Source organism: Actinoplanes sp. NPDC048967, assembly GCF_040649415.1.
Lineage (GTDB): Bacteria > Actinomycetota > Actinomycetes > Mycobacteriales > Micromonosporaceae > Actinoplanes.
The window spans coordinates 327,239-350,554 of the sequence record NZ_JBEZFL010000001.1 but is presented as its reverse complement, the minus strand read 5'-3'; the positions used below and the strand labels follow the sequence as shown (position 1 = coordinate 350,554).

The 23,316-nt window shown below is 71.6% G+C and carries 19 protein-coding genes; 13 read left to right on the top strand and 6 right to left on the bottom strand.

Annotated features, from left to right (window positions below; all coding sequences use genetic code 11):
• Positions 1-5: 5 nt before the first annotated feature.
• From AB0C12_RS01685 to AB0C12_RS01675, 3 genes are all read left to right on the top strand, one after another.
• A complete protein-coding gene (locus tag AB0C12_RS01685) occupies positions 6-941 on the top strand; it encodes a sugar ABC transporter permease (protein ID WP_360543021.1) in 936 nt (311 codons plus the stop codon).
• A complete protein-coding gene (locus AB0C12_RS01680; protein ID WP_360543019.1) occupies positions 938-1,831 on the top strand; it encodes a carbohydrate ABC transporter permease in 894 nt (297 codons plus the stop codon). The genes AB0C12_RS01685 and AB0C12_RS01680 overlap by 4 nt, the downstream gene beginning before the upstream one ends.
• A gap of 109 nt (positions 1,832-1,940) precedes the next feature.
• Positions 1,941-2,954, top strand: coding sequence for a LacI family DNA-binding transcriptional regulator (locus tag AB0C12_RS01675; protein ID WP_360543017.1), 1,014 nt, complete (start codon positions 1,941-1,943; stop codon positions 2,952-2,954).
• Here the strand turns inward: AB0C12_RS01675 and AB0C12_RS01670 are convergent.
• The 3 genes from AB0C12_RS01670 to AB0C12_RS01660 form a co-directional block, all read right to left on the bottom strand.
• Positions 2,935-3,543: a hypothetical protein gene (locus tag AB0C12_RS01670; protein ID WP_360543015.1), complete on the bottom strand. Its 609-nt coding sequence runs from the start codon at positions 3,541-3,543 to the stop codon at positions 2,935-2,937. The genes AB0C12_RS01675 and AB0C12_RS01670 overlap by 20 nt on opposite strands.
• A gap of 127 nt (positions 3,544-3,670) precedes the next feature.
• Entirely contained in the window at positions 3,671-4,903 is a 1,233-nt protein-coding gene (locus AB0C12_RS01665) for a hypothetical protein (protein ID WP_360543013.1), read from the bottom strand.
• On the bottom strand, positions 4,900-5,409 hold the full coding sequence (locus tag AB0C12_RS01660) for a SigE family RNA polymerase sigma factor (protein ID WP_360543011.1): 510 nt from the start codon (positions 5,407-5,409) through the stop codon (positions 4,900-4,902). Before AB0C12_RS01660 ends, AB0C12_RS01665 begins: the two co-directional genes overlap by 4 nt.
• A 59-nt stretch (positions 5,410-5,468) precedes the next feature.
• Here AB0C12_RS01660 and AB0C12_RS01655 point away from each other — a divergent pair, with 59 nt between their 5' ends.
• Positions 5,469-5,618 (top strand): hypothetical protein, encoded by a 150-nt coding sequence (locus AB0C12_RS01655; protein WP_360543009.1) that lies wholly within the window; start codon positions 5,469-5,471, stop codon positions 5,616-5,618.
• On the opposite strand, the gene AB0C12_RS01650 is transcribed toward AB0C12_RS01655, so the two are convergent.
• On the bottom strand, positions 5,590-7,233 hold the full coding sequence (locus AB0C12_RS01650; RefSeq protein WP_360543007.1) for a protein kinase: 1,644 nt from the start codon (positions 7,231-7,233) through the stop codon (positions 5,590-5,592). The two genes, AB0C12_RS01655 and AB0C12_RS01650, sit on opposite strands and share 29 nt — an antisense overlap.
• A 179-nt stretch (positions 7,234-7,412) precedes the next feature.
• Between AB0C12_RS01650 and AB0C12_RS01645 the strand changes: the two genes are divergently transcribed.
• From AB0C12_RS01645 to AB0C12_RS01615, 7 genes are all read left to right on the top strand, one after another.
• Complete coding sequence (locus AB0C12_RS01645; protein ID WP_360543005.1) at positions 7,413-9,638, top strand: EAL domain-containing protein; 2,226 nt, start codon at positions 7,413-7,415, stop codon at positions 9,636-9,638.
• A 75-nt stretch (positions 9,639-9,713) separates the two neighbouring features.
• Positions 9,714-10,607 carry an alpha/beta hydrolase gene (locus AB0C12_RS01640; RefSeq protein WP_360543003.1) on the top strand — a complete coding sequence of 298 codons (894 nt, stop codon included), beginning with the start codon at positions 9,714-9,716 and terminating at the stop codon, positions 10,605-10,607.
• 708 nt (positions 10,608-11,315) lie between these two features.
• On the top strand, positions 11,316-12,572 hold the full coding sequence (locus tag AB0C12_RS01635; protein WP_360543001.1) for a glycosyltransferase: 1,257 nt from the start codon (positions 11,316-11,318) through the stop codon (positions 12,570-12,572).
• Complete coding sequence (locus AB0C12_RS01630) at positions 12,569-14,140, top strand: phospholipid carrier-dependent glycosyltransferase (protein ID WP_360542999.1); 1,572 nt, start codon at positions 12,569-12,571, stop codon at positions 14,138-14,140. Before AB0C12_RS01635 ends, AB0C12_RS01630 begins: the two co-directional genes overlap by 4 nt.
• Complete coding sequence (locus AB0C12_RS01625) at positions 14,137-15,327, top strand: glycosyltransferase family 2 protein (protein ID WP_360542997.1); 1,191 nt, start codon at positions 14,137-14,139, stop codon at positions 15,325-15,327. Before AB0C12_RS01630 ends, AB0C12_RS01625 begins: the two co-directional genes overlap by 4 nt.
• Complete coding sequence (locus tag AB0C12_RS01620) at positions 15,324-17,417, top strand: galactose oxidase early set domain-containing protein (RefSeq protein ID WP_360542995.1); 2,094 nt, start codon at positions 15,324-15,326, stop codon at positions 17,415-17,417. The genes AB0C12_RS01625 and AB0C12_RS01620 overlap by 4 nt, the downstream gene beginning before the upstream one ends.
• Positions 17,414-17,950 (top strand): hypothetical protein, encoded by a 537-nt coding sequence (locus AB0C12_RS01615; RefSeq protein ID WP_360542993.1) that lies wholly within the window; start codon positions 17,414-17,416, stop codon positions 17,948-17,950. Before AB0C12_RS01620 ends, AB0C12_RS01615 begins: the two co-directional genes overlap by 4 nt.
• Positions 17,951-18,096: 146 nt before the next feature.
• Here AB0C12_RS01615 and AB0C12_RS01610 read toward each other — a convergent pair whose 3' ends face one another.
• Positions 18,097-18,852, bottom strand: a complete 756-nt coding sequence (locus tag AB0C12_RS01610; RefSeq protein WP_360542991.1) for a hypothetical protein — start codon at positions 18,850-18,852, stop codon at positions 18,097-18,099.
• A 269-nt stretch (positions 18,853-19,121) separates the two neighbouring features.
• Here AB0C12_RS01610 and AB0C12_RS01605 point away from each other — a divergent pair, with 269 nt between their 5' ends.
• Complete coding sequence (locus tag AB0C12_RS01605; RefSeq protein WP_360542990.1) at positions 19,122-20,963, top strand: Xaa-Pro dipeptidyl-peptidase; 1,842 nt, start codon at positions 19,122-19,124, stop codon at positions 20,961-20,963.
• 126 nt (positions 20,964-21,089) lie between these two features.
• Entirely contained in the window at positions 21,090-22,280 is a 1,191-nt protein-coding gene (locus tag AB0C12_RS01600; RefSeq protein WP_360542988.1) for a serine hydrolase, read from the top strand.
• Here AB0C12_RS01600 and AB0C12_RS01595 read toward each other — a convergent pair.
• Positions 22,260-23,291, bottom strand: a complete 1,032-nt coding sequence (locus AB0C12_RS01595; RefSeq protein ID WP_360542986.1) for a DUF6461 domain-containing protein — start codon at positions 23,289-23,291, stop codon at positions 22,260-22,262. The genes AB0C12_RS01600 and AB0C12_RS01595 overlap by 21 nt on opposite strands.
• Between the last annotated feature and the right edge of the window lie 25 nt (positions 23,292-23,316).

Here is a 23,316-nt window from a genome sequence, read left to right as displayed (position 1 = left end):
CCGTCATGTCAACGGCCGTCACCGGCCGGCGGCGGCGAGGTGCGGTATCCCGCGGGGTGCCGTACCTCTTCCTCGCCCCGGCCATCGTGCTCTTCGTCCTCTTCCTGCTCGTCCCGATCGGCTACGCCGTCTACCTGAGCCTGCGCAAGGTCAAGGTCAGCGGCCTGGGCCTGGGTCGCAACGCGCGCACCGAGATCTTCGCCGGGCTGGAGAACTACCGCACCGCGCTGTCGGACTCGGAGCTGTGGGGCAGCGCGGGCCGGGTGCTGGCCTACGGTCTGACCCTGCTGCCCGTCATGCTGGGCCTGGCCCTGCTCTTCGCGCTGCTGCTGGACCGGCCGGGGGTCCGGCTGGCGCGCTTCTCGCGCCTGGCGATCTTCCTGCCGTACGCCGTCCCGGGCCTGATCGCCAGCATGCTCTGGGGCTTTCTCTACCTGCCGGCGGTCAGCCCGTTCACCGACCTGGCCGTGCGGCTGGGGCTGCCCGAGCCGGACCCGCTCACTGGCGGCTCGGTGTTCTTCGCCATCGTCAACATCGCGGTCTGGGGTGGCGTCGGCTTCAACATGATCGTGCTGTTCACCTCGCTGCGGGCCATCCCCTCGGAGATCTACGAGTCCGCCCGCCTCGACGGCTGCACCGAGTTCCAGCTCGCCGTCCGGATCAAGATCCCGCTGCTGATGCCGTCGCTGATCATGACCACGGTCTTCTCGCTGATCGCCACCCTGCAGGTCTTCACCGAGCCGCTGACCGTGCGCTCGCTGACCAACTCCATCTCCTCGACGTGGACCCCGCTCATGAAGATCTACCGCGACGCGTTCGCGCAGACGGACATCTACTCAGCCGCCGCCAGCTCGGTGCTGATCGCCGGGATCACGCTCGTGGTCTCGTTCGGCTTCCTGCGGCTGGTGCAGCGGCAGGCCTTCGGAAGCGAGGAGCGATGACGGCGCTCGCCACCTCCGTACCGGTACGGGACGACCGGGATCCGGCGGCGCCGCGCCGGCGGTCCCGCCGGCCCACCGCCTGGCTGCCGACCGCCGTGCTGCTGATCGGGGCGGTCTACTGCCTGCTGCCGGTGGCCTGGGTGGTCGCCGCGTCGACCAAGAGCGGCTCGTCGCTGTTCACCACCTTCACGTTCGCCCCGGGCGGGGACTTCCTCACCAACCTCGGCGACCTCTCCGAAGGCGGCGTCTACTGGAAGTGGATGCTCAACTCCCTGCTGTACGCCGGGGCCGGTGGTCTGCTGTCGGCGTTCGTGTCCGGGCTGTCCGGCTACACCCTGGCCAAGTACCGGTTCCCCGGGCGCGGTGTCATCTTCAACGTCCTGCTGGCCGGGGTGCTGGTGCCCGGGGTGACGCTGGCCATCCCGCAATACCTGCTGCTGGCCAAGGTGGGGATGACCGACACGTACTGGGCGGTGCTGCTGCCGAACATTCTCAGCCCGTACGGGATCTATCTGGCCCGGATCTACGCCGCCGCGGCCGTGCCGGACACCGTGCTCGAGGCCGCCCGCACCGACGGGGCGTCCGAGGGCCGGATCTTCGGCCGGGTGGCCCTGCCGATGATGCTGCCCGGGCTGGTCACCGTCTTCCTGTTCCAGTTCGTGGCGATCTGGAACAACTTCCTGCTGCCGTTCGTGATGCTCTCCGACGACGACAAGTTCCCGGTGACCGTCGGGCTGTTCACGTTGCTGAACCAGGGTCAGACCGTGCCCGCCCTCTACAGCGTCGTGATCATCGGGGTATTGATCTCCATCGTGCCGTTGATCGCGCTGTTCCTGCTGCTGCAACGCTACTGGCGCCTGGACCTGGTCTCCGGGTCGGTGAAAGGCTAGTGACCTCGTGCGGGACTCCCCGTCCAACCACCCCGCCGCCACCCTTGACCGGACTGAAGACTCCCCGACCCGGCTGCGCGACAGTGCGGCCGGGCGGGAGAATGTGACCGTGACCGAGCCCAGCCGACTCCGCTCCCGCCCGACGATGGACGACGTCGCGGCGGTGGCCGGCGTCTCCCGCGGCACGGTCTCCCGGGTGCTCAACGGCGGTCACAACGTCAGCCGGCAGGCCCTGGCGGCGGTCGAGCGCGCGATCAGCAAAACCGGGTACGTGGTGAACCAGCACGCGCGCAGCCTGGTCACCCAGCGCTCGGGCTCGGTCGCCTTCATCCTCTCCGAGCCGCAGGACAAGCTCTTCGAGGACCCCAATTTCAACAACCTGCTGCGCGGTTGCACCCAGGTCCTGGCCGAGCACGACATCACGCTGCTGCTGACCGTGGCCGCCACCGGCGAGGACCGCCAGCGGATCGGCCGCTGGGTCACCGCCGGGCACGTCGACGGCGCGCTGCTGGTCTCCAACCACCTCGGCAGCCCGCTGATCGCCGAGCTCAAGGAGCGCGGGCTGCCGTTCGTGGTCTGCGGCCGGCCCCTGGGCCAGGAACGCGACGTCACCTACGTGGCCTCCGACGACCGCGACGGTGCCCGGCAGATGACCGAATACCTGCGCTCGGCCGGCCGCCGCCGGATCGCCATCATCACCGGCCCGCTGGACACCCCCGGCGGCGTCGACCGGCTGGCCGGCTACCGCGAGATCGTCGGGCACGGCGACCCCGAGCTGATCGCGACCGGTGACTACACCCAGGCCTCGGGTGAGGCGGCGATGGCCCGCCTGCTGGAGCAGGCCCCGGACCTGGACGCGGTCTTCGTCTGCTCCGACCTGATGGCGGCCGGCGCGATCACCACCCTGCAGCGGGCCGGCAAGCGGGTGCCGCAGGACGTGGCGGTCGGCGGCTTCGACGACAACAAGATCGCCACCACGACCAAGCCGCTGCTGACCACCATCCGGCAGCCGTGGGCCCGGCAGAGCGCGGAGATGGTCCGGCTGCTGCTGGCCCACATCGACGGCGAGGCCCACTCGGCCGTGATCCTGCCGACCGACCTGGTCATCCGCGAGTCGGCCTAGGAGCGCGGCGGCGCGTGGCCGCCGTCACGACCACGCCGGCGCCGAGCATCAGCAGCCCGATCACCCCGCCCGCCGGGCCGGTGGCCGGCAGACTTCCCCGGCCGCCGACGACGCGGACCTTGCTGCGGCCGGTGATCGGGGCCAGTCCCTCGGCGGAGAACGTGATGGTCACCGTCCCGGTGTCGCCGGCCGTCGCGGTCCGGGCAGCCTTCACTTGGACCGGCAGATACTGCTCGATCGTCTCGCCCTCGAACGACAGCACGCGCGGATCCGAGCACACGACCCGGGTCGGTGACGGGGTGGTGCACACGCCACCGCCTTCCCCCGGTGAGAGCCGCACGCCGGTCACCCCGCGCAGGTCGTAGCTGACCCGCGCGCCGGTCAGCTTCGTCGGGCCCGTGGACCAGAGGTTCGGTCCCAGCGCGTCGACGGCGCTGCCGCCCACGGGCACCTCGATGTCCGGGAAAGCGGCCGACACCGGATCGCCGCGGTAGATGTCCCCGGCGCGGGCCGGGGACGCCACGGTGAGCAGGAGAACCGCGGTGGCGGCCGGTACGCCCAGGAGGCGCCGCGCGTCCAGGTGCTGCATCGCCGGTGTTTCCCTTCAACGGTGGGAACTCACCATCCATCACGCTGCGCGGAGATCGCCCGGCGAATCGCTGATGGCGCACCGGGCGGCCGCCACTTTCACGCGGACGTGGAACTTCCCACCCGCCTCACTCCGCGTCCTCGAACAGCATCATCCGGGTGCCCTGACCGGTGTTGCAGTTGACCGGCGGCTTGTCCCCGCCCCAGGCGAAGGTGCGCGGAAGAAGGCCGTAGCCGGCGCAGCTCGGAAACGACGTGGCCCCGCGCCGCGTGCTGCCCCAGTGACCCGTGACCGGGTTCAGAATGATCTGGTCCCCGCGGTCCATCCAGATCAACAGCCGGCCTCCGGTGTCGGTGGCGATCAACTGGGGCACCCCGTAGTCGGAGGTCGTCGGCAGCGCCCGCCGCCCGGACCCGTCCAGCTGCTGGACGAACCAGCCGGAGGCCTTATGGGTCAACGGCTCGGGGACCGTCGTCGTGCCGAGGCAGAAGGTCGGAGCGCACCGCAGCGACACCGTGTCGGGCAGAGCGGTGACCGTGCGCTCCTCCCCGGTGACGAGATTGCGGAGCTTTCGCGACACCGTGCCGCTGCTCCGGCCGGCGGGGCGGCCGGTCGACTCGGCCCACGGGGTGCCGTGGGTGCCGAAGCGCTTCAGTTCCGCCGGGTTCGTCGTGACGCCGTCGGACAACGAGACGCGGGTGACTCCGCCGCTGCGGGCGGACCAGTACACCGCGTCGTCCGTGGCGTACCAGTCCCGGGCGAGCAGGTAGCTGGTCCGTACCGTGGTCACGAGCTGCCGCTCGCCGCCGGTCACCGGCGCGCGGTAGACCGAGAAGAACTCCTCACCGTGATCGCGCACCTGCCAGACCAGCCAGTTCGGCGTGACGAGGACCTCGTTGGCCGGGTCGTTGCCACCGAACCCGGTGACGAGCGTCCGGAACGTCTTGTCGCGCACCTGGTAGGAGTAGAGCGACACCATGTCCTTGACCAGCACGCGGTCGGCGTCCAGGCGCCCCACCACGCGGGCCTTCTGACCGGTCGGGGAGGTGGCCGGCGGCTCGACGACGGCGCCGGGCCACACTGACGCGACCGGGGGCGCGTCGTCGAACGACGCGGGCATCCGGAGTCCCGACTGCTCGACCGTCGGAACGGGGGCGGCGCGCCGCTCCGGCCACGGACCGATCACCGCGCCCACGGCGACCGCCGCGAGGATCAGCACGACCGCCGCGCTCCCGGCCCGGCGGCGGCGACGTCGCCGCCGCCGGTAACCGGCCTCCACCCGCGCCAGCAGATCCGGCGGCGGGGCCGGTGCCGCGGCGGCATACGTCTCGAGCACTTCGCGCACGTCGACATCGCTCATCGCAGGGCCTCCGACAGGTCGCTGAAATCCGCGGCCCGCAGCTTGTCCAGGCCCCGCTTGGCCTGGCTGCGGATGGTGGCGCCGGACACGCCCAGCGTCGTGGCGATCTCCTGGTCGGTCAGTCGCTCGTAGAACCGCAGGACCAGGACGGCCCGCTGGCGGGGCGGCAGCGTCGCGAGGGCGGTCCAGAGCCGCTCGGCGGGCCCGGCCACGTCGACCTGGTCGAGACCCGGATCCGGTACGGCCTCGTCGGGAACGTGGGAGGTGAGCCACTCGCGGCGCCTGCGGCGCCACGCGCTGACATGCAGGCGGGCCATCGTGGTACGGACGTAGCCGGTGGGATCATCGCGTCGCACCACCCGGGCCCAGTGACTCCGCAGCCTGATCAGGGCGTCCTGGACCAGATCGTCGGCATCGTGGTGATTACCGCTGAGGACGTAGCCGTAGCGGTAGAGGGCGGCCGTGCGGAGGCGGACGAAGTCCGCGAATGCTTGGTCCTCAGTCATGCGTCCCCTTTCCCACCCCGGACGCTCGAGCGGGCGAAAGTGTTGCACGACCGATCCCGGTGAGTCAGCTGCCGGCGGCCGCCGCTTCCCTCGGCCGGGGCGTGCAGAAGCGGACGATGCTGCTCGACCTGATGGTCGACGGCGCCCACCTCGACGCCGAGGAGACCTTCGACCACAGCCTCAGAGCGGACCCCGGTCGACGAAGCTGAAGGTGGTGTCCGTCTCGGCGTCGCCCAGGAACTCCAGGTAGACCTGCGGCTTCCTGGTGCGCCACTGCAGTGTGCCGTGCGCGTCGTTGTAGATCGTGTACGTCGGGCGGCCCTTGTCGTCCTTCCGGCCCGTCTCCGAGATGGTGAACAGCGTCGCCTTGGTGGCCGCGCACTCGGTGGCGACCAGCTCGGCGGAGTCGCCCGGGATCACCTTGGCGCCCAGGCAGGGCGGCTCGCCGTCGGTCGGTTTCTGCGACTGGATCAGGTAGTCGACGCCCATCGGGACCAGGGCGAACAGCGAGTCCTTGCCGGTGCCGCCGGAGGTCACGACCTCGTCGGGATAGGGCATGGCGAGGTCCCGGTCGATCTCCACGAAGTGGATCAGCATGCGCCGCTCGCCGGCCAGGATGGTGGCCGGGCCGGCCGGTGTCGGGCTGGGGGAGACCCTCGACGACGACGATCCCGGGCCGGCGGGGGTGGCGCCGGCTCCCGGTGGCTGCACCACCTGGTCGTCCGGCGGCGACGCGGCCAGGTGGGCCAGGAGCAGGCCCCCGCCCGCGAGCACGGCGAACGCCGTCAGGCCGGCGAGCACGGCCCGGCCACGGCGTCGCGGCGGGCGGGTGGCGACGTCTTCGCCGGGCCCGTACGGCTGCGCCGCACCGCCCGGGCCGAACACCGTGCCGGACCGGGCCGGCGTCGCCCCGGCCGGGCCGTGCTCCGGGCCCGGCTCGGCCACGGCCATCGCCGTGACCACGTCGTCGGGAACCGGGCGGGCCGGCAGCGGCACGGCCGGCTGGCCGGTGGCGAGCAGCAGGTCGAGCAGCTCCCGGGCGGTCGGCCGGTCGGCCGGCTCCTTGGCCAGGGTCCGCGCGACGATCCCGCGCAGCGTCGGGGGCAGCCCGGTGAGGTCCGGCTGCTGGGTCAGGATGCGCATCGCGGTGGCCGGGGCCGAGTCGCCCTGGAAGGGCGTGCGGCCGGTGGCCGCGAAGGCGACCACCGCGCCCCAGGCGAAGATGTCGGCGGCCGGGCTCAGCCGCAGGCCGGGATGCTCGTCGAAGCGTTCCGGTGCCATGTAGGCGACGGTGCCGACCATCTGATCGGTACGCGTGTGCTGGCTGGTCGCCTCCAGCGGGCGGGCGATGCCGAAGTCGATCACCTTGAGCCCGCCCAGCGCGAACAGCACGTTGCCCGGCTTGAGGTCGCGGTGGATGACCCCGGCACCGTGAATGGCGGTCAGCGCGGTGGCGATGCCGACCGCGGCGCTGTGCAGGGCGGCCGGGGAGAGCGGGCCGTTCTCGCGGACGACGTCGGTCAGCGCCGGCCCGTCGACGTACTCGACCACCAGGTACGGCGGCTCGCTGTCGAGGTCGGCGCCGAGCACCTCGGCGGTGCAGAACGGCGGCACCTGCCGGGCCCGGTTGACCTCGCTGCGGAACCGTCCGAGGAACTCCTCGTCGCGGATGAACTCCGCGCGCACCACCTTGACGGCGACCAGCCGGCCCTGCGGCGAGCGCCCCAGGAAGACGGTGCCCATGCCGCCGGCGCCGAGGCGGCCGAGCAGCTCGTACTCGCCGAGGTGGGCCGGGTCGCCCGGGCGCAGGGGCTGACTCGACAAAGGTCCCTCTCCCCACGCCTCATGACACGCCGATGGGCACACTATCGCGCGCTCGCCGGCCTGACATCCCCGGCCGGGGCATCGGGGCCGGGCGTGCAGGACTGCTGCCCCGGCGGGCCCCCGGAGGCCGGGAAGGCCGGGAACCTCAGGTCGGGTCCGGGCCGACCGATTGACCGGGAGTGCTGACGGGACGCCTCGACCGCTGGTGGTCGCTCTGGATGGGCGCGGGAACCCTCGTGTGCCTGGCTTATCCGCTGGTGCCCTCCGACGCCGCGCAGGGAGTGATCTCCTGGGTGGTCGGCCTCGCGGCGCTGCTGGTCACCATCGCCGGGATCCGGCGCAACCGGCCCGCCGCCGCCCGCTGCTGGTACGTCGTGCTGGCCAGCCTGGTGCTGTGGGTGCTGGGTGACATCGCGTTCTCGGTGAGCGGCCTGGTGCTGCCCGCGCTGCCGTTCCCGTCGTGGGCCGACGCCTTTTATCTCAGCGCGTACGTGCCGCTCGTCGCCGGTCTCTACGGCCTGGCCCGCAGCCACCGCCAGCGCCCGCTGGCGGGCCTGGTCGACACGCTGATCATCGCGGCCGGCCTGGGCCTGGTCTACTGGATCTTCGTGATCGGCCCGATCCTGGCCGATCCGGCCACGCCGCTGCTCGCCCGGCTCGCCACGGTCGGCTACCCGACCGCCAGCGTGCTGATGATCGCCGTGGTGGCCCGGCTGGCCACCCGGGCCGCCCACCCGACGCCCAGCCACTGGCTGCTGATCATCGGCAGTGTGGCCACGCTGGCCTCCAACGCCATCTTCACGCTGCTCCCGGCGATGGTGCCGGGCGCCGATGATGTGATCTACGTCGGGTTCCTCGTCGCCTACGTCTACTGGGCCGGCGCGGCGCTGCACCCGTCGGTGAGCGCGCCGCCGGTCCGCGAGCTGGCGGAACGTTTCGGCAAGGGCCGGCTCGCGGTGCTCACCTGCGCGACTCTGATCGTCCCGGCGGTGCTCTTCGTGCAGGGCAGCAGCGGGCACCGGCCGGTCAGCTGGCTGGCCATCGGGCTCGGCGCCGTGCTGCTGTTCCTGCTCGTGCTGCTGCGGATGTCGGGCTTCGTGTCCCAGGTGCAGAGCCAGGCCGCGCAGCTCGAGGTGCTGGCCATGCACGACGAGCTGACCGGGCTGGCCAACCGGCGACTGTTCGAGCAGCGGGTCCGCGAGGCCCTGGCGACCGGTTCCCCGCAGGTGGCGATGCTGGACCTGACCGGCTTCAAGGCGGTCAACGATCGTCTCGGCCACACCGTCGGTGACCGGCTGCTGGTCGCCGTGGCCGGCCGGCTGGTGGCCGGTGTGCGCCCGGGCGATCTGGTGGCCCGGATGGGCGGCGACGAGTTCGCCGTGCTGGCGCCGGACGCCACGGACGCCGAGGGCGACGCGCTCGTGGAGCGGGTCTGCGCTGCGCTGCGGGTCCCGGTGCAGGCCGGCGAGCACGAGCTGCTGATCGGCGCCGGGGTCGGCGTCGCGGGCGGGGCCGGCACCGGCGACCCGATGGAGCTGCTGCGCCGCGCCGACGTCGCGATGTACGCGGCCAAGGCCGGCGGTGACCGGCAGCGCCGCTACGCCCCCTGCCTCGACGACGAGGCCGGTGCGGAGGCGCGGCTCGGGGCGGAGATGCGTACGGCGCTGGACACCGGCCAGTTCCGCCTCGTCTACCAGCCCATCGTCTCGCTGCCCGACGCCCGCGTCGTCGCCGTCGAAGCCCTCGTCCGCTGGCACCACCCCGAGCGTGGCCTGGTCAACCCGGCCGACTTCATCCCCGTCGCCGAGCAGAACGGGCTCATCGTCGAACTCGGCGCCTGGATCCTCACCACCGCCTGCGCCCAGGCCGTCACGTGGCAGCACACCCACGGCGCCGTCGCGCCGAGCCGGGTCAGCGTCAACGTCTCGGCCCGCCAGCTGGCCGAGCCCGGCTTCGCCGACTTCGTCGCCCACACGCTGGCCGGCACCGGCCTGCCTGCCCACCACCTCATCGTCGAGGTGACCGAGACCGCCGTCTTCGGCGGCGGGCAGAGCGTGCAGACCGTCAAGGACCTGCACCAGCTCGGCGTACGCATCGCCCTCGACGACTTCGGCACCGGCCACTCCTCCCTCGGCCTGCTGCAGACCGTGCCCGTCGACACCCTCAAAGTCGACAAGAGCTTCGTCGACACCATCACCATGGCCGGCCGGCACGCCGTCATCGCCACCGCCCTCATCCAGGTCGCCGACGGCCTCGGACTCACCGCCGTCGCCGAAGGCGTCGAAACCGCCGAACAGGCCACCGAACTGCACCGCCTCGGCTACCGGCTGGCCCAGGGCTACCACTTCGGCCGGCCCGTGGCCCAGCCCGACTTCGACGGCGTGCGTACCGTGGTGGCCGGGTAGCAGCGGGGTCCCGCTTCATCCATCATCGTCAGGGCCGGGTGCGTCCGCGCCGGGCGGCGACGAGAGGACCCCACCGTGCCCGACGTGCAGGCCAACGGCATCGAGCTCTACCACGAGACCCTCGGCGACCCGGCCGCGCCGCCCCTGCTGCTGGTCATGGGGCTGGGCGCGCAGCTGATCGACTGGCCGCAGGAGTTCTGCGAGCAGCTCGCCGGCCGGGGCTTCTTCGTGGTCCGTTTCGACAACCGCGACTCCGGGTTGTCGGCGACCCGGCCCGAGTGGGGGGTGCCCGACGTGCGGGCGATCGTGGCGGGGGACCGCTCGACGGTGCCGTACCTGCTCGGGGACCTGGCCCGGGACGCGGCCGGGCTGCTGGACGCCCTCGGCCTGCGGCGGGTGCACGTCGTCGGCGCCTCCATGGGCGGAATGATCGCCCAGCAGCTCACGATCGACCATCCGGAACGGGTGGCCAGCCTCTGCTCCATCATGTCCACGACCGGGGAGAGGTCGGTGGGCCGGGCCACGCCGGAGGCCGCGGCGGTCCTGGGCCGGCCGCCGGCACCCGACCGGGCCACCGCGGTGGCCGCCGCCGTGTCGGCGGCCCGGATCATCGGGTCGCCGGGCTTCCCCGCCGCGGAGGAAGAGCTGCTGCGCCGGGCGGAGGCCAAGTACGACCGGTCCTACAACCCGCTGGGCACACTGCGGCAGTACGCCGCGATCATCGCCTCGCCGGACCGGACCGCCGGGCTGCGCGGGGTGACCGTACCCACTGTGGTCGTGCACGGTGCCGACGACCCGCTGATCACCGTCACCGGTGGCGAGGCGACCGCCGCTGCTGTGCCGGGGGCCGAACTGGTCGTCATCGACGGCATGGGGCACGACCTGCCCCGCGCATTGTGGCCCCGCATCATCGACGCGCTCGCGGCCAACGCGCGGCGCGGTGTCATTGACCGTCCGTCGCTCCATTAACGACCGTTGCGGCACGGCGCATTCCGGAATGGCGTCCTGGGCGCACTGTGATCATGCCATTACGCGGTGGCGTCGAACGCGTGGTTCCGGCCGGCGGCACGCGGGAAACATTTGCGTCGTCAATGGTTGGCCCCGGGCGGTCGTACCGACAACGCGAAGGCCTGTCCCGGCCGTGTCCGCCCACCGGTTGCGACCTGGCAGTTCTTGTCCGCGAATGAATATCCGCCCCGGTTCGGAAAGCCATTCCTGACCCCTCGTTCATCCGGCGTTCATCACCGGCGTTCCCACCTGCCGGTCGCCGAGCGGCAGGTGGGAACGCTTCCAACCAAACGAGACGCGGATCTCAGTGGACCCGGAAACGGCCCCGCCCCCGTCGCCCGTTCGGTGGAGAGGTGTAGTACCTTCGTCCTTCCGGCAGCGACGGACGTCTCCGCACGGCTGCTGTCGAGGCCCGATTCGGCTGATACCTCGCGTATCCCGTAATGTCAGATCGGGGCTTGAAATCAGCGCCGTGATCATGCCATTCCCGGGCCATTAATGAAGGCGATGTTTCGCGCGCCCGCCATTTTCGGCAACGATCCGGATGCGGCTGTGAAAAAACTGTCCGGTGACTTGAAATCACCGTGGTGCCGCGGGCTATTGTTTGCCCGCTGGTGGGGGTGGGGCCCACCACATTCCGAAAGGCAACGGGTTTTGGCTGCCGCCGTCATGATTGTGGTTTCGTTGGTGCTCGCGGGCTTCGCCGCGGTGACTCTCTGGTGGACGATGCACGCCTGGCGCACGCCGGAGACGCTCGCCTCGACCCGGTTCGCCGCCCCGGACGGGGAACACCGGCTGACGTTCAGCCTGCTGGTGCCCGCGCGGCACGAGCAGGCCGTGCTGGAGCACACCGTCCAGCGCCTGCTCGAGTCCACACACGAGGGCTTCGAGATCATCGTGATCGTCGGGCACGACGACCCGGAGACCGCCGAGGTGGCCCACCGCGTGGCCGCCACCGCGCCCGGGCGCATCCTCGTGGTGACCGACACCAACGAGCAGAAGAACAAGCCGCGCGCGCTCAACACCGCGCTGCCGTACTGCCGCGGCGACGTGGTCGGGGTCTTCGACGCCGAGGACCAGGTGCACCCGCAGCTGCTGGAGCACGTGGACCACGCGTTCCGGTCCACCGACGCCGACGTGGTCCAGGGCGGCGTGCAGCTGATCAACTTCCACTCCAGCTGGTACAGCCTGCACAACTGCCTGGAGTACTTCTTCTGGTTCCGCAGCCGGCTGCACCTGCACGCGCGCAAGGGCTTCATCCCGCTCGGCGGCAACACCGTCTTCGTGCGTACCGACGTGCTGCGCGCGGCCAACGGCTGGGACGGCACCTGCCTGGCCGAGGACTGCGACCTGGGGGTGCGGCTGTCCAGCCGGGGGGCCAAGGTGGTGGTCGCGTACGACTCGGCGATCGTGACCAAGGAGGAGACCCCGGGCACGCTGACGTCGCTGCTCAAGCAGCGCACCCGGTGGAACCAGGGCTTCCTGCAGGTCTACCGCAAGGGGGAGTGGCGGCGGCTGCCGGAGTTCGGCCAGCGGATGCTCGCCCGCTACACCCTGACCCAGCCGTTCCTGCAGGCCTTCTCGGGCATCGTCATCCCGATCGGCATCGCCATCGCGATCTGGGCCCAGCTGCCGGTCTTCGTCGCGCTGATCACCTTCGTGCCGGTCATCCCGATGGCCGCCAACCTCGTCTTCCAGACGGTCGGCCTGCGCGACTTCGGTCTCCAGTACGGCCTGCGCACCCGCTGGCACCACTACGCCCGGCTGATCCTCGGCGCCTTCCCGTACGCACTGGTGCTGGCGGTGGCGGCGCTGCGGGCGGTCTGGCGTGAGTACACCGGCAAGCGCAACTGGGAACTGACCGCGCACACCGGTGCGCACCTGACCAAGCAGCCCGTCAAGGCCGAGAGTGGGGTCGCCGCATGAGCATCGCCGAAATGCCGACCCAGGTCATCATCCTGCCCGACGTACCCGTGCAGCCGGAGCCCCGGCCCGCGCCCGTCCGGCGCTCGCGCACCGACCTGTACGTGGTCGGCGGGCTGGCGGCCGTGGTCCTGTTCTTCATGGCCTGGAACATCACCGGCTTCCCGACCGCGACCGACGACGAGGGCACCTACCTCGCCCAGGCGTGGGCGGTGCAGAACGGCCAGGGCCTGGCCCACTACACCTACTGGTACGACCACCCGCCGCTGGCCTGGATCCAGCTCGCCGGCCTGGCCTGGCTGCCGGCGATGCTCTTCCCCGATCTGATCGCCGTGGCCGCCGGCCGGATCGCGATGCTGCCGGTCGTCGCGGCCAGCCTGGTCCTGGTCTACGTGATCAGCCGGCGGCTGGAGCTCTCCCGCTGGGCTGCCGCGCTCGCGCTGCTCACCTTCGGGCTGTCCCCGCTGTCCATCACCATGAACCGGCAGATCTACCTGGACAGCTTCGCCGTCGCCTGGATGCTCGCCGCGCTGGCCCTGGCCCTGTCGCCACGCAAGCACCTGTGGCACTACGCGGCCGCCGGGGCCGCGACCGCGGTGTCGGTGCTGTCCAAGGAGACGATGCTGCTCACCGCCCCGGCGGTGCTGGTGGCGATGTGGCAGAACGCCGCGAAGACGTCCACCCGGCCGTGGGCCTTCGGCGGTTACACCAGCGGCATCGTGCTGGTCGGCGTCTTCTACCCGCTCTACGCCCTGCTGCGCGGTGAGCTGTTCCCCGGCGAGGGGCACGTCTCGCTCATCGGCGCCTGGCAGTTCCAGCTCATGTCGCGATCAGGCTCCGGCACGGTCTTCGACGAGGGTTCCGGCTCGCACTCGCTGATCACCTCGTGGCTCTACTACGACACGGTGATCCTGGCCGCCGGGCTCGTGGCCACGGTGATCGCACTGGCCGTGCGGCGGCTGCGGGCGCCCGCGATCGCCGCGACGATCCTGGCGGTGGTCGCCCTGCGCCCCGGCGGCTACCTGCCGGCCATGTACGTGGTGCAGATCCTGCCCTTCTTCGCCATCGTCATCGCCGGCGTGACCGACGAGGGCGTACGGCGGCTCGAGCCGCAACGGTCCTGGTGGCGCTGGGCGATCCTCGGCGTGGCGGCGGCGACGGCCCTGACCCTGGTGCTGCCCCGCTGGTACGTCGGCGACCGCCGCGCCCTGACCACCGACGACAACGCTCAGTACGTGGCCGCGGCGACCTACCTGCGCGACGAGCTGCCGGACCCGGAGCGGGCCACCATCGTGGTCGACGACGTGCTCTGGATCGACTGCGTCGACGCCGGTTTCCAGCGCGAGAAGGTCATCTGGTTCTACAAGCTCGATCTCGACACGGCCGTCGCCAGGACCCTGCCCGACGGCTGGCGCGACGTCGACTACATCGTGTCCACCCCGGCCCTGCGCCAGGACCCCGGCTCCCTGCCCACGGTGACCAAGCTGCTCACGAACTCGACGCCGATCGCGACGTTCGGTCCCGAGGACGGACGCATCGAGATCCGCCGGATCGACAAGGAGAAGCCATGACACTCACCGCTGGAGGACGTGCGTCGGGCCGGGTCCGGATGATGCCGGGCGCGATCGGCGAGGTGCAGGTGGCGACGGCGCTGCGGCAGACCGTCGTCATCCCCACCTTCAACGAGCGGGAGAACATCGCCGCCCTGCTGGAACGGCTCGTCGCGGTGCTGCCGGAGAGCGACACCGAGATCGTGTTCGTGGACGACAGCACCGACGACACCCCCGACGTGATCCGGGCCGCCGCCCGGACCTGCCCGATCCCGGTCCTCGTGCACCACCGCGAGCACAGCACCGGCGGCCTCGGCGGGGCCGTCGTCGAGGGCATGCGGCTGGCCCGGGGCGCCTGGATCGTGGTCATGGACGCCGACCTGCAGCACCCGCCGGAGATCGTGCCGGACCTGATCGCGGCGGGCCTGCGCGACGGCGCCGACCTGGTGATCGGCACCCGGTACGCGGGCGGCGGCACCACCGACGGCCTGTCCGACGGCTACCGCAAGCTCATCTCCGGTGGCTCCACGCTGGCCACCAAGATGATCTTCCGCAACTCACTGCTCCAGGTCAGCGACCCGATGAGCGGGCTGTTCGCGGTGCGCACCAGCTCGTTGCAGGTCGACGAGCTGCGCCCGCTGGGCTACAAGGTGCTGCTGGAGCTGGTGGTCCGCAACCGGCCCGGCCGCATCGTCGAGGTGCCGTACACGTTCCAGCAGCGGCACGCGGGCGAGTCCAAGTCGACGGTGGCCGAGGGCGTGCGCTTCCTCAAGCACCTGGCCATCCTGCGCTTCGGCGCGGAACGCACCCGGATGCTGGCCTTCGCCCTGATCGGGGTGTCCGGCCTGCTGCCCAACCAGCTCGCCCTGTGGCTGCTGGCCCACGTGGCCGGAGTGCACTACCTGGCGGCTGCCGTGCTGGCCAACATGATCGCGGTCGGCTGGAACTTCGCCCTGACCGACACCCTGCTCTACCGCAACCGCCGGCACCGCAGCCTGGCCGGCCGGCTCACCCGCTTCTTCGCCATGGGCAACGCCGACCTGCTGCTGCGGATCCCGCTGCTGGCCCTGCTCGTCGACGGCCTGCACGTCGGGGTGCTCGTGGCCAACCTGATGACGCTCGTGACGTCCTTCGTCGTGCGCTTCCTCATCCTCGACAAGGTCATCTACCGGGCCAAGCCCAGGGCCACCGCTTTGGAGAACGCATGAACCGTCGTCCCCTGCCCCTGCTGAGCCGGCGTGACCGGGTCCGGATCGCCCAGGTCGTCATCGTCACGCTGGTGCTCGTCCTGGCCGTGCCCGGCAAGTCCTTCGCCGGGGCCAACCTGCTGAGCAACCCCGGCCTCGAGGTCGTCGACTCCACCGGCTTCCCGGTCTGCTGGGAGCAGTCCGGCTGGGGCGACAGCACCCACAAGTACGAGGTGACCCACACCGCGCCGCACAGCGGCGCGAACGCCATGAAGGTCACCGTCTCGGCCATCACCAGCGGCGACCGCAAGGCGCTGATGCTGGAGAACCCGTCCTGCGCGCCGAACGTCACGCCGGGCCACCAGTACGACGTCTCGACCTGGTACAAGACCACCACGCCGAACACGGTCATGACGATGTTCCGGCACGACGTGGCCCAGGGCTGGGTCTACTGGACCGATCTGGCCACGCTGACCACCACCACCGCCTGGAAGCAGAAGACGGTCCGCACCCCGCCGGTGCCGGCCAACACCGACCAGATCGTCTGGGGCGTCACCATCTACGGCGTCGGGGTGCTGCAGACCGACGACTACGCGATGGTGGACGCCACCCAGGCCGCGCCCGGCACCTCGTGCAGCGCGGGCCCCGCCTGCACGGCCGGCGCCTGGCAGGTCATGCCGTTCAACTCCCCGGTGCGCGGCATCCACGCCGTGGTGCTCAAGAACGGCAACGTGCTGCTGGTGGCCGGCTCCGGCAACGACCCGGCCGCCTTCGCCGCCGGCACCTTCAAGACCGCGGTCTACAACCCGCGCAACGGTACGTTCGCCGACGTGCCGACTCCGGCCGACCTGTTCTGTTCCGGCCACGTCCAGCTGGCCGACGGCCGGGTGCTGATCATGGGCGGCAACAAGGACTACCCGGCCGCCGACGGCAGCCACGGCTACAAGGGCCTGAAGGACTCGTACATCTTCGACCCGGACACCATGGCGTACACCAAGGTCAACGACATGACCGCCGGGTCCTGGTACCCGTCGGCCACGGTCCTGGGCAACGGCGACGTCATCTCGCTCGGCGGCCTCGGCGAGGACTCCGGCGGCACCGTGGCGACGCAGTACTTCAAGAACAGCGAGCAGCGCTGGCTCGGGCTCAACGAGGCCAACCAGACCTGGAGCTTCTGGGGCCTGTACCCGTCGATGGTGCTGATGCAGGACGGGCGGCTGTTCTACACCGGCAGCCACGTCTTCGGCAACGGCCTGCCCGGCACCGGCTCCTCGATCTACGACTACACCGCCAACACCATCACCCCCGTCACCGGCCTGCAGCGCAAGGACGAGCGGGACCAGTCGATGAGCGTGCTGCTGCCCCCGGCCCAGGACCAGCGGGTGCTGACCATCGGTGGCGGCAACATCGACAGCAACCCGGACGCCAACCGGCTCACCGACCTGATCGACCTCAAGCAGGCCACCCCGGTCTACAAGCCCGGGCCGCTGCTGCCCAGCGGCAAGATGACCGGCGGGGTCGCGCAAACGGCGGCGCAGGGCAAGATGTACGTCTCGGCGGTGCTGCTGCCCGACGGCAAGGTCTTCGAGACCGGCGGCGCGCTGCACAACCGGGCCGACCCGGTGTACGAGGCGTCCATGTTCAACCCGGCCACCAACACGTTCACGCCGGGCATGGCCACCGACCCGGTGCCGCGCGGCTACCACTCGTCGGCGTTCCTGCTGCCGGACGGGCGCGTCATGTCCGTCGGCGACAACCCCGGCGACGGTACGTTCGACATGCGCGTCTCGGTCTACTCCCCGCCGTACCTGTTCAAGGGCGGGCGGCCGCAGATCCTCAGCATGGCCGGGGCGCAGTGGCCGTACGGCACCACCAAGCAGATCACCGTGGACGGTCCGATCCTCAAGGCCTCGCTGATCCGCCCGGAGGCCGTGACCCACTCCAGCGACCCCAACCAGCGCTACGTCGACCTGCCGATGACCGTCACCGGCAACACGATCGGCCTCAACCTGACGAGCAACCCCAACCTGGCCCCGCCCGGCTGGTACATGCTCTACGTGGTCGGCACCAACGGCGTCCCGTCGGTCGCCCAGTGGGTGCAGGTCAAGTGACGCGCGTCCGCCGCAGCGTGCTGGCGCTGGCCGTACTCGGGGTGCTCGGCGTCGTGGCCGCCGGGATCTGGCTGGTCGCGGCGCCGGGGAAGCAGGACGCTGCCCCGGTGGCCGCGCCGGCCCCCCGGCCGACCGACAGCAGCTGGCCCGGCCTCGCCGCCGGACCGTCCGTCGCGGCGTCGGTGCCGCCGGCCGCGGACACTCCCGCGGTGCCGTCGTCACCGGACGCGCCGGCCGGCGGCCCGGCCGAGCCGGTGGCCGAGCCGTTCGTGCAGAACTACGCCGGCCAGCCGGGGGTGAAACCGCTCAAGCCGCTGCCGTCCCCGACCAAGAAGCATTACGTACGGCCGAACGTGGACGGCTGCGACCACAACTACGGCGAGGTCACCCAGTGCGTCCCGTGGACGTTCCCGCCGGGCACCACGGACAAGTGCGCCTGGCTGGCCGAGCATGGCTTCAAGAAGCTGAAGGTGGCCGCCGCGGACCGGCAGAAGCTGGACACCGACGGCAACAAGATCGCGTGCGACAACTGACCGGCCGCCATCCGGTCAGCCCGCCATCACCCGGCGGTGCACGGCGGTGACGGCAGCACGGGCCGAGACGAACGACCCGTGCTGCCGAGCCACCTCGTGACGGACCCGGTCCCCGGCGAAGCACACCCGCCCGGTCGCAGCAGATGTCACTGACCTCTGTCGATGCCAGGCCCGGCCGATAGCGGCGGAGATTCGAAGAGCGTCAGTTCGAGCAGATCCGGCTCGACGGCCAGCCGGTGCGCGGTCTGGTGCATCCAGTGCAGATACACGGCATAGCGGTACGGACTCCAGGCGCGGGACCGGCCCTTGGCGGTGACCAGGTACGGCATCTTCGTCAGCCGGTGCACGGCGGTGGCCAGCCGGTGATCCAGGATCAGGGCGCCCGGCGTGGTGAAGTAGAGGAACTTGGTGAAGAACGCCGGGCCGTACCCGCCGAGCCGGCCCCACGCCGCATCGCCGGTCGGGGCGCGCTGCTTGGGGTCGTGACCGCCGTACAGGATCGCGTAGGCGGCGATCGGGTCCTGCGCCGAGGCCGCGCGCCCCAGTGACCGTTCGAGGTCGGTCCCGGCCAGCTCGAGGATGGTGCGGCAGCGGGTGGGGCCGTACCCGCGCTTGCCGCTGCCCCAGACGAAGCTCGCGGTGAAGACATCGACCACCGATCCCCGGGCCGCGATGTCGAAGACCTCGCCGCGGGAAATCCTCCCCGCACGGGTGACGGTCATGCCGTCGATCAGCTCGGCCCACTTCGCGGGAGCGAACGAGATCGACTGGCCGCGCCAACCGTGTTGGCCGAGCCTTGTCCTTTCGGCGGCGACCTGAGCAGCCAGCTGCCGCAGATCGGCTTCGCTCAGAGCGTGGTCGGCGGCCTCGCGGCGAGCTTCCTGATCGTGTTCGTAGGTCACCTGAGGAACTCTGGCATCCCGGCATGCGCTTCGGCACGAGGCGGTTCGGCCAGAAGATCGTGGCGGTTCACCACCGTGTCCGACCGATACGCCGGGCGATGAGCCGGTTCTGTGCTCGCCGTTCCCGCCGGTGTGTTCCAGAGCTTCCGCGTCGCGTTTTCTCCTCGAACTGGCGACGCGTCCGGAACGGGTCGTGCTTCCCCCACGCATCGATCAAAGACGATAGGGTCGGGCCGGTATCTGGTTCCGAGTGCCGGAGGCGTGCGTCGATGCGTTCCGTTCGATTCCTGGTGCGTGCCCTGGCCGCCGGCACCGCCCTGCTCACAGTGGTCGCCGGGGCGTCGGCCGCGCAGGCTGCTCCCGTGACCGGCACCGAGCCGACCTACGACTACACCCAGGCTGTGCGTGAGCGGGTGTGGGTGCAGACCACCGTGGACAGTGACGCCGACGGGCAGCCCGACCGGGTCGCCGTACGGATCATCCGGCCGCGGACCGAGCGCCGGGTGCCCGTCATCTTCCAGGCCAGTCCGTACTACGCCGGGCTCAACGACGTACCGAATCATGACGACATCGACCAAGACGGCGCCGGCGCGCGCCGCAGTGGGCTGACCGGCGCCGACCGGGCGGCCGAGACCGTGACCTTCGCCGGCTACCTGGACAACTATTTCGTGCCCCGCGGTTACGCCGTCGTCTTCGCCGACAGTCTCGGCAGCGGCGGGTCGGACGGGTGTCCCACCTCCGGCGGGCGCAACGAGACGCTCGGCATGAAAGCCGTCGTCGACTGGCTCAACGGGCGGGCCGCCGCGTTCGACGAGGCCGGCGCGCCCGTACGGGCCGGGTGGTCGACCGGGCGCACCGGCATGATCGGAGTGTCCTACAACGGCACGCTGCCCAACGCCGTCGCCGCCACCGGGGTGCGGGGGCTGGAGACGATCGTGCCCATCGCCGCCATCTCCAGCTGGTACGACTACTACCGGGCCAACGGTGGGGTCGTGGCTCCGGGCGGGTTCCAGGGTGAGGACACCGACGTGCTCGCCAGGGCGGTGCTCACCCGTGCGCATCCCGAGGTCTGCGCCGACGTCATGGCCGCGATCGAACGTGACCAGGACCGGATCACCGGCGACTACAACCGTTTCTGGGCCGAGCGGGACTACCTGCGCGACGTCGACAAGGTACGCGCCAGCGTGCTGCTCGTGCACGGGCTGCACGACGACAACGTGCGGACGTCGCAGGCCGGGCAGTGGTGGGACGCGCTCGCCAGGCGGCACGTGCCGCGCAAGATCTGGCTGCACCAGGCCGCGCACACCGACCCGTTCAACGTCCGGCGCGCCGAGTGGCTCAGCACGCTGCACCGCTGGTTCGACTACTGGCTCTACCGGATCGACACCGGCGTCATGCGCGAGCCGATGGCCGACGTCGAGGTCGCGCCGACCGTCTGGCGTACCGCCCGGTCCTGGCCCGTGCCGGGCACCCGGCCGACCGCCATGTTCCCGGGCGCGGGCGGCACGCTGAGCCGCGCGCCGTCCGGCCTCGGCACCCGGGAGTCGTTCGTCGACGATCCGGCGCGGACCGCCGAGCAGCTGGCCGACGACGAGCTCGCCGCCGACCCGAACAGGCTGGCCTACCTGTCCGAGCCGCTGACCCGCGAGACCCGGCTCTCCGGCACGCCGAAGGTCACCGTCCGCGCCGACGTGGACGGCCCGTCGCCCTATCTCACCGCGCTGCTGGTCGACTACGGTCCGGCCGACCGCTTCGCCGGGCTGCGGTCGCTGCCCGTGCAGGACTGCGTCGGCCCCGGCATCCCGGAGGATCCGGGCTGCTTCAACCGCCGGGAGTACGTGACCACGCGCACCGACTCGGAGATCGTCACCCGGGGCTGGCTCGACGTGCGCAACCGGCTCTCCGCCGCGCGCAGCACGCCGGTGCGCGCCGGCCGGACCTACACCTTCAGCTGGAACCTGCAGACCCAGGACCACGTGTTCGCGGCCGGGCACCGGATCGGCCTCGTGCTCATCTCCACCGAACGCGACCACACGCTGCGCTACCCGGCCGGCACCGAGGTCGGCGTCCGGCTCGGCGTGTCCCGGGTGATGCTCCCGCTGTCCCGCTGATCCGCCCCCGGAGAGGCCGGGAAAAAGTCATCCGATCGGGCCGAACGATTCGCCGATCCACTCCGTAGTCATGTCCGAGGCGTTACGTAACGCGTACGCACCGTCGATCGGACAGCGGGGGCTGTTATGACCAGTGTCATCGACCAGCATCACCTTCAGCCGAGTTCGTCCTGGTGGGAGCGCCAGGGCGACCTGATCATGCGGCGGCCGTTCAACGAGTGGACCTTCACCCACATGAACTGGTTGCTGCCGACCGAGCGGGTGGCCCGGGGCCCGGTGCACCGGCAGCTGCCGGGCCGGTCCCGCCCGCTCGACGTGACGTACACCTTCGGCGGCGCCGAGCTGAGCCTGGCCGACCTGCACCGCCGGACCTTCACCACCGCCTTCGTCGTGCTGCACCGCGGCGAGCTCGTGCACGAGTCGTACCCCGGTGCCTTCGCCGGCCCGCGGGCCCGCTTCCAGCTCTTCTCCCTGTCCAAGTCGCTGACCTCGATGCTGGTCGGCATCGCCCGGGCCGACGGCGCGATCGGCGCCCTGACCGACCGGGTGATCGACTACCGGCCCGACTTCGCCGGTACGGCCTACGAGTCCGCCACCCTCGCCGACCTGCTGGCGATGAGCAGCGGCGTCGGCGACATCGAGCAGTGGGACGTGCCCGGCACGGACATCAAGCGCTTCGAGGAGGCCTGCCTGGGCCGCGGCAGCGTCGAGGACGTGCTGCGGTCGGCCCGGCGCACCGGGGCGCCGGGGGAGCGGTTCAACTACTCCACCCTCGACGCGCAGCTCATCGGCTGGGTGCTCGAGGCCGCCACCGGCCGGTCCCTGGCCCGGTACGCCGCCGACCGCCTGTGGAGCCGGATCGGCGCCGACCGCGACGCCTACTACTGGCTCTCCCGGTCCCGCCCGCGTACGGCGATCGGCGGCGGCTCGTTCAACGCGACCGCGCGGGACGTGGCCCGGCTCGGGCTGCTGATGGCCCACGACGGCGTCCTGGACGGCGAGCAGATCGTCCCCCGCGACTGGGTGGCCCGCACCGGGGTCCGCGACGTTCCGCATCTGGCGATCGGGGCGCTCGGCCCGAGCGGCTACGACCACTACGGCTACGCCAACCAGTGGTGGACGCTGGACGGTGGCGCGTTCACCGGGCTGGGCGTGCACGGGCAGTACCTGTTCGTCGACCCGGCGGCCGACGTGGTGATCGTCAAGTGCAGCGCCTGGCCGACCGAGGACGACGCGGAGCGGGACGCGGAGACCGTCGCCGCGCTGCGCGCGATCACCGCCCGGCTGAGCGGGCGGTCACCGAGCCTGGTCGGCTAGGGCGGCGAGGACCGCGGTGCGGGCCTGCTCATCCGCGAGACCGGGCAGGCCCGACGTGTACGGCTTCAGCGCGGCGAGCAGGGCCACGCGGGGGTCCGCGTCCCGTACGCCCCGCAGGGCGGTGAGGAACCAGGGGAACGCGGAGTCACGCCCTGCCCGTCGGCCGGCGGCCAGCCACTCGCGCACCTGCCTGCCCAGCGGGGAGTCCGGTGTCACGGGGCCGGTGGAGGCGATGGCCGGCAGGAGGCCGGGGGTGTCCGCGAGGCCCAGGACCGTTGCCTGCCGGCGTACCTCCGCGACCGCGACGGACCGCTGCAGCTGCGGCGCCGCGGCCTCCGCGGCGGCGACCAGCTCGGCGGCGTACGGGAGCCGCCGGCCGGCGCGCAGCAGGTCTCCGGCGGTGACCGGGGTGACGAACCAGGGTTCCAGCTCGGCCGAGATCCGCGCGGCCGACAGGGGCTGGTCCGGGAGCCGGGCGCCGGTGATCCGCTGGGCCAGCACGATCGCCCGGGCCTCGGCGTCCGGCCAGGTGGGCTCGTACTCGTCGGTCGGCGCGCGCAGGCCCAGCGCGTCCATCAGGTGGCGCAGCATGCCGGGGTCGGCCCCCCAGACCGTCTCCTCGGCCGGGTAGCCGGGGTCGAAGCCGATGATCGTGGTGCCGTCGACCGCGTAGCCGAAGTGCGCGGCGGCGTCGTCGTGGCGCAGCACCGAGACCGCCGCGCTGCCCCGCGAGGCCGCCTCCAGCAGGCCGTGGTCGGCGCCCAGAACCCCGCCGGGCTCGATCACCACCGACCAGGCGCCGAGCTCCAGGGCTACGGCGACCCCGGGGGATCCGGCCGCGGCGGACTGCTGCCGCCCGGTCACCTCCGCGGGCGCGCGTTCGCGGAGAGTGTCCGGGGATCCGCCCAGCCGGCGCAGGGCCGTCGCGGCGTCGGCGTCCTTGACGTAGGTCAGGCAGAACGTCGGCCCGAGCTGGTCGCGGAGCACCCGGGCGTGCGCGAGGTCATCCACAGCAGTGCAGCCTAGGCCCGGTCAG